A 7012-nucleotide genomic window follows, 5' to 3' on the forward strand; every position below is an offset into this window, starting at 1 on the left:
CTTGGTACAAGACTCGTTAATCAAACTTATTGCCGGGTTTTATTTCCTTTCGGGTCAGGTTTATAGCTTTGCAAACCTTTCTGAAAAGCCTCGATTATGGCCGGGCTTTCGTCCAAACGATATTTTCTAGCCGCTCGGCCCACCAGGTCGAAATCCACACCGTTAAACCAAATGGCTACTTTGATCCGCTCGTACTTTCCCATTTGAGCAAACATTTCCTCAATCCAAAGGGCTTTGTTGCCACCGACTGAACTGCAGGCAAATTCGCTTATCATGAACGGATAATCAAAATAGCGGCAGTACTCTTCATAAAGTGGATAATATATTTGCCTGAAGCCACGCCAGATTTCACCCTGATGATAAGTTCCGGTATTATAACCGGTAAGCCCTATAACATCCACATATTCCTCCCCGGGGAAATAGTTGAGGCTGTGGTTCCACATAAATCCGGGAAAGGAAATGTCGTGGGGATTCCACACCCAGATTACATTATCCGCCTGATTCTGCTGGAATATATTATATATATAGCGCCAGGCGGCCTTGAAGAGTTCAGTATCTTTGGAACTGTAGTAACTGGAGTATACGCACCAATCCCCATTCATTTCGTTATTGAGCCGGAAAAGGATGGGGTGCCCGAATTGACGGGCTTTTATAGCATAGTCCTGAAAAAAGTCATCGTAATGGCCATTGAGAATGTCATAAGTTACACTGCTGTTGTCCTGGTTATACCACATGGTTTGCAGGGTTAACTCCACATACTTCTGTTCTTCGTAGGCCTTGTGCAATTCTTCCAGAGGGAAAGGGGCATCAAAAGTTTTGTAAATAACCAGAAAATCGAAACTATAGTCCAGATTGTTCTCCAGTTTATTCAGATAATCCATGCTAGCCGGGGCTGAGTTTTCAAATATACCCCACTGCAAGCTGGCGCCGGGGCCAAAGTATTGCTCATAAAAAGCTTTTGTCTCCTCATTCCAAGCTTTATCCTTTTTTTTGAAGCGGGTACTAATTTGGCTGGAGCCTTTCTTATCAATAAAGCTGAATGATTTTACCAGCGGCAGAAAGTTTTCTGACGGAGAGCTGGATTTTATCAATATAGTATAAACTTCTTTAAAGTTCCGGGGGATTTCCACGCTCATATAGTAGTTCTTATCTCCCGCTACCCGGGACAACTTATTTCTTTGCCATCTCAAGAGATGCGCTTTGCTACCAGCTATGTTAATGCTACGGTTCTCCTGAATTTGATGATCCTGGCGATTATTCAGGAAGCAGTTGCTGTAGTACTGGTAAGCGGCGGCATTATGTACCGTTTGCGAAAAATCATCTCGATAGATTTCTATACAGGTTTTATCGTCCCAAAGGCTGGTTTTAACCTGGGATAAGGTGGCATCAAGATTCATATGGCTCGGATAGTCGAGGCTATAGGCCTGGCTGTAGTCAAGAAGCCGGTTAATCCCCGGTTTGATTTGGGATATAGCCTTAATGTCATCATAAGAATTAAATTCTGGCTGATTAGCGAAGTCTCCATTTTTTATATAGCTTATGGAAGCACCTGCATCCAAGGGGGTTAAGACTGCCGGGAGAAAAATTGCTAGCATAAACAGAACAAATAAACGGCGTTTTCTTCTCATAAAACATCCTCCTCTTTAGTAATATTCTATATAGGAATTGTATTTCCTGCAGTTGTGCAGTATTAAGGGAGTTTGCTTAAAAACGGGATGAACAGGAGGTAAAATGCTTGAGGACGATTCCTTTTACGCTTGACAGTTATGGCTACAATAAACGATTATGTAAAATAAGTGAAGTATCATAAATTCAGAGTTTTACAGAATTTCTCAAAAAGTTTCAGGAAAGAAGGGATCCGTTGTGAAAGTCAAAGACCGAATGACTCCCAATCCCTATGCAACCACCCCAGATACTTGTGTAGGAGAACTCTGGCATTCGATGCAGGAAAAGAGCCTGCAAAGGGTACCGGTTCTGGATCGGGGTAAATTAATAGGTATTGTTACCCGCAGGGATTTTAACGCCCGGCCGGAATTGGGCCTCAAAAGATCATCCCTGGCTACACGATTTTTCCCCGAAGAAATAGAACAAAAACTAAGTAAACTGAGAGTCAGGGATATTATCCCTCTAAGCCAGCAATTAATCACCATTCATCAGGATGCTTTTATTGAACAGGCGGCAAAATTATTAAGGGACAATCGCATCAGCGGTTTACCGGTAATTGACGATGAAGGCCGTATGGTGGGGATAATTACGCAAAGCGATCTTTCTGATGCATTTCTTTATATCCTGGGTGTAAATTGCCGGGGTACTCGCCTCTGCCTGCGGGTAGATGACGATGCCCAGGTTTTGCTAAGATTGGGAGAAGTCTTGTCGCGCTTTAAAGTTAAGATTGAAAGCCTGGTTCGCATGGAAGTAAAAGACGAACAATCACTTCTGATTATTCGCCTGGATACAGTAGATTCGCGGTCAATTGTTGAGGAGATAAAGGCAGCAGGTTTTCAGCTTGAATCGGTAATTATTAAGCAATAAATCCTTAAGGTTATGCTTAAACCGTTGAAGTATCTGGGGAAACCTGCCCTTGATATTGATACATTACATAATCGAAGGAGGAAATTTGATGAGTAATGATATTATGAGTGATGAGATTAAACAAGATGATTTGAAGGTACTCATGTTCAATCCCTTCAAGGCATGGAAGAATATGTATTTTGTTAGTGAGGAGGCATTGACCGCTATTACGCGAAAGGCGGTTGAAACCACCATGTTTGCCAATAGCGTTGATGTGATACTCAATAGCTATCTGCAATATCTCAAACTACAAAACGAGGTTTCCAACTATATTGCCGAAACTCTGCCTTTCTCCTCCCATCGGGATACTGCTCGTGTGGCGAAAATGCTCACGGCTCTGGAGAACAAGGTGGATCATCTGGATGAAGAATTATTTACAGAACTTTATGATTTGAAGGAAGATACTGCTGCTATTTTGGAAAGTATTACTCCGGTGCCAGCTAATGTATCAGGCGAAGTGGAGGCTGGCCTGGCTGAACAAATGAACCAGCAAATTAAGATTACCGAGGCTCTGTTAGATAAGATTAGCGGTCTGGAACTGGCTATGGAAGAAATGAAGGCTTCCCTGCTGGAACTTAAGGCTAAGCCCAAACCGGCGGCCCGAAAAAGCAAGAAGACTACGACGGAATAATTAGCCAAGAGGGGGTAATGATATGGAGCGCATTTTCCAAGCGCATTCGCCTGGTGAAGCTGGCGAAATACTGCAACAAAACTGGGAACACTGGCTTATGACCACCACCAGGTGGAGGGAGATCCTAAGCTATGATCCCCGACCTGCTACTGGTTGTTCGCCCAAGGAAACCTTGTGGACCAAGAACAAAGCACAACTTTATCACTATCAGACCAGCAGTGAGCGCCGCTATCGCACCCCGGTATTAATGATATATGCTCTTATTAACAGGCCTTATGTATTGGATCTGACTCCGGGATCCAGTCTGGTGGAGTACCTGGTAAACGAGGGTTTTGATGTATACCTGCTGGATTGGGGAGAATTTGAATGGGAGGATCGAGATATTACCTATGCTGATCTGGTTTATGACTATATTGCCACGGCTGCCCGGAAGGTGGCGCGCAGTGCCGGTTCCAAAGAAATAAGCATTATCGGTTACTGCATGGGTGGAACCATGTCTACATTGTATGCGGCCCTTTTTAACCGGCCGGTTTTAAAAAACCTGGTCTACCTAGCGGCTCCCATCGATTTCAACCGGGCCGGAACTTATGATGTATGGCTTAAAGCCCCAGGTTATGACCCGGACCGTATAGCTGATACCATGGAGCTGGTCCCCAAGTCTTTCATAGATTGGGGAACCAGGATGCTGAATCCTATGGCCAATTATTGGGGTACTTATACTCGCCTATGGAAGACTTTGGAGGAAGGAAAATCCGTTCATTTTTGGAAGGTGCTCAACAAATGGTCGAGCGATAATGTTAATTTTCCTGGTGGTGCTTATCGAGATTGGATAAGAGACTTCTATCAGGGGAACAAGCTCATTAAAAATCAGGTGATACTACGGGGCAAGCGAGTACAGTTGCAGCGCATCAAAGCTAATATTCTGGCTATGGTGGGTTTGCGGGATCATATCGTTATGCCGCACCAGACCGCAGCTGCCTTAACCTATCTGGGGGGTAATGATAAAACCTATATGGAGTTCCCAGTAGGTCACGGGGGATTGGTTTTGGGTGAAACTGCCCGCATGCAAGTTTTCCCAGAAATAGCTTATTGGTTGGGAGAGCGTTCCGAGATATTAAGCGAAGAATAAATGTTGACTGTTTTTATAACGAGGCGAAATATGCCCCCCGCATCCTTAATAGTGAGCGAAGCGAACATCAGTGGTGCCCGCAGGGTGCTAAGCGGTCGGGTTGCTTAACAAATAACAAAACAGGCGGCGGGTTCTAATCCCCAGCCTCGTTGCAGTGGTGAGTTGAAACTGTTCCACAGTTTCTTACGATGCTTAAAGGCCGCTTTATAGCGGCCCTTAATCTTTAGGCCAGGTGGTCTATAGACTTGATTATCTTATTAACATAAGCCTGAGTTTCCTTATAAGGGGGAATACCTCCATATTTCTTAACGGCTCCACTACCAGCATTGTATGCTGCCAGGGCCAGCGGCAGGCTGCCATTGAATTCATCCAGTTTTTCTTTCAAATAGCGGGTTCCCGCCATAATATTCTCTTCCGGATTAAAGGCATCTCTTACCCCCAGGCTTCTAGCTGTGCCTGGCATCAATTGCATGAGACCCTGAGCTCCACAGGAAGAAATCGCCCGGGGATTGTAAGATGACTCCTGTTTGATTACGGCACTAATAACTTCTTCCTGAATATCATAAGCCTGGCTGGCTTCTTTGATAATATCGCTGAAAGGGCGGTTCTTGTTGCTTGTTGGTAAGGAATTTGCTATATTGGGTGTTTTGCTGCCACTCAGGGCGCGACCGGTGGAAGCAAGGCCATCTTCCAGGGCTTTCAAGAGTTTCATGAAGCTTATTTCCTTGAAGAGATTGGTGAAGACATTCATTCTTTTTCTCTCCTTCCAAATTTATGGTAAGCAAGATAGATTCTTCTGTCAAGCTGGATGGAAAACGATTTACTGTTGCATCCATGCTTAGCCAACGCTCGCTTTAATGTTTATACAAAGCTTATGCAAAATAACGGGGTTTGGCAGTGGAGTCTTGTTTTATTGCTTAAACCTTTCGATGGCAAAGGGCCTGTCAGCAATTTTCTCCCGAATAATATATAATGAAATAAGGGTCAGGAGGAGAAGATTGAGGAGGGGAAAAAATGGCCATTGCGCGACTGGAGACAGCTGGAGTCGAAGTAAGGATAAAAGGAATAGGTTCATATAATGTTCCGGCAGGAACTAGCGTAGTCGAATTGCTGAAGAAAATGGAGAAGAAATTAATCTATCCGGCAATGGCAATAATTATTGACAATCGCTTACGAGATTTGAATTATCGCTTTACCAGCTCCTGTGCTATAGAGTTGGTGGATATAAATAGTGAAATCGGAGTTAGGATTTACCGCCGCAGTGTGAGCTTTCTGTTGATGAAGGCAGCGCGTGATTTGTTTCCTGAACGGGTGCTGACGGTAAAACACTCTCTGTCCAATGGCTTGTTATGCGAGTTTTTGAATGAGGACACGCGGGCAGAAGAGATTGAAGCCATCGAAAAAAGAATGCGGGAAATCGTAGAGGCTAATCTGCCCGTTAGGAGATTGCTGATAAAGAAAGAAAGAGCCCAGGAGATATTTCGGGATCAGGGGGAGGAAGACAAAGTGAAACTCCTGGCCCACCGGAATGTAGATGAGGTCCAAGTAAGCGAGCTTGATGGATTTTACGAATACTTCTACATCTTTATGGTTCCCGAAACGGGGATGTTGAAAAAGTTTCGTCTGTTTGAATATCCACCGGGAATGATTTTACAAACCCCGGAGTTGAGTTCCCCCAATTCATTGCGGCCTTATGTGGAGCAAAAAAAACTGGCCAGTATATTTCAGGAGGCCAAAAATTGGGCCGAAATGCTGGAAACTCCTCATGTGGCAGCTCTTAATGATATTATTGAACTTGGAGATATTAATGATATAATCCGGGTTAATGAAGCTTTGCATGAAAAGAAGATTGCTTTTATTGCCGACCAGATTTGCAGTGACAAGGATATACGCCTGGTGCTGATATCAGGGCCATCTTCTTCCGGCAAGACTACTTTTGCCCAACGCTTGCTCATACAGCTCCGGGTAAACGGGAAGAAGCCGGTAGTCCTGTCCTTGGATAACTATTTTGTTGACCGCGACTTGACACCGCGGGACGAGAATAACGACTATGATTTTGAAGCTTTGGAAGCCCTGAAAGTCGATTTGTTCAATGAGCATCTGGGGCGGTTGATCAAAGGGGATGAAGTGGAAATTCCCATCTATAGTTTTGCTAAGGGTCGTTGCGAAGCAAGAGGTATTACCATGAAGGTTCCCATAGGAGAACCTATAATTATCGAGGGTATTCATGGTCTGAATGAGCGCCTGACCTGGAGTATTCTGGCAGAACAGAAATTCAAAATATATATCAGCGCTCTAACTCAGTTGAATATAGATTACAGCAACCGGATTCCCACCACGGACAGCAGGTTGGTGCGACGGATAGTCCGTGATGCCAGAACCAGAGGCTATAATGCTTGGGATACCATTAAGAGGTGGCCTTCGGTTAGGCGAGGAGAGGAAAGGAATATCTTTTCTTTCCAAGAAAATGCCGATATTATGTTCAATTCCTCTCTGGTTTATGAATTATCAGTGTTAAAGCCCTATATTGAACCTCTGCTGCGGCAGATTGGCCCGGAATACCCGGAGTATGTGGCGGCACGCTATCTCCTGCAATTTGCCAGCCATTTTAAGCCCATAGCACCGGATGCGGTTCCCGCCAATTCCATTCTCCGGGAATTTATCGGGGGAAGCTGTTTTAA

General features: G+C 44.5%; 6 protein-coding genes. 4 read left to right on the forward strand and 2 right to left on the reverse strand.

Translation table 11 applies throughout. The annotated features are described in order from the left end of the window. Positions 1-26: 26 nt before the first annotated feature. Complete coding sequence (locus PHP87_RS09905) at positions 27-1628, reverse strand: glycoside hydrolase family 26 protein (protein ID WP_299920859.1); 1602 nt, start codon at positions 1626-1628, stop codon at positions 27-29. 235 nt (positions 1629-1863) lie between these two features. Here PHP87_RS09905 and PHP87_RS09910 point away from each other — a divergent pair, with 235 nt between their 5' ends. From PHP87_RS09910 to PHP87_RS09920, 3 genes are all read left to right on the forward strand, one after another. Continuing rightward, complete coding sequence (locus PHP87_RS09910) at positions 1864-2532, forward strand: CBS and ACT domain-containing protein (protein ID WP_299920862.1); 669 nt, start codon at positions 1864-1866, stop codon at positions 2530-2532. A gap of 88 nt (positions 2533-2620) precedes the next feature. Beyond that, on the forward strand, positions 2621-3202 hold the full coding sequence (locus tag PHP87_RS09915; RefSeq protein WP_299920865.1) for a hypothetical protein: 582 nt from the start codon (positions 2621-2623) through the stop codon (positions 3200-3202). 22 nt (positions 3203-3224) lie between these two features. Then, positions 3225-4331, forward strand: a complete 1107-nt coding sequence (locus PHP87_RS09920; protein WP_299920868.1) for an alpha/beta fold hydrolase — start codon at positions 3225-3227, stop codon at positions 4329-4331. Positions 4332-4554: 223 nt separating this feature from the next. On the opposite strand, the gene PHP87_RS09925 is transcribed toward PHP87_RS09920, so the two are convergent. Next, a complete protein-coding gene (locus PHP87_RS09925; protein WP_299920871.1) occupies positions 4555-5082 on the reverse strand; it encodes a lytic transglycosylase domain-containing protein in 528 nt (175 codons plus the stop codon). A 263-nt stretch (positions 5083-5345) separates the two neighbouring features. On the opposite strand from PHP87_RS09925, the gene PHP87_RS09930 reads away from it, so the two are divergent. Beyond that, on the forward strand, positions 5346-7012 hold a 1667-nt coding region (locus tag PHP87_RS09930), incomplete at its 3' end, for a nucleoside kinase (RefSeq protein WP_299920873.1).

The sequence above is a fragment of the Syntrophomonas sp. genome (genome assembly GCF_028707975.1).
Classification (GTDB): Bacteria; Bacillota; Syntrophomonadia; order Syntrophomonadales; family Syntrophomonadaceae; genus Syntrophomonas.

Bases quoted from the DNA above. Each gene is read 5' to 3' on its own strand.
- PHP87_RS09925 (WP_299920871.1), bottom strand. From the start codon at position 5,082: ATGAATGTCTTCACCAATCTCTTCAAGGAAATAAGCTTCATGAAACTC.
- PHP87_RS09915 (WP_299920865.1), top strand. From the start codon at position 2,621: ATGAGTAATGATATTATGAGTGATGAGATTAAACAAGATGATTTGAAG.
- PHP87_RS09905 (WP_299920859.1), bottom strand. From the start codon at position 1,628: ATGAGAAGAAAACGCCGTTTATTTGTTCTGTTTATGCTAGCAATTTTT.
- PHP87_RS09920 (WP_299920868.1), top strand. From the start codon at position 3,225: ATGGAGCGCATTTTCCAAGCGCATTCGCCTGGTGAAGCTGGCGAAATA.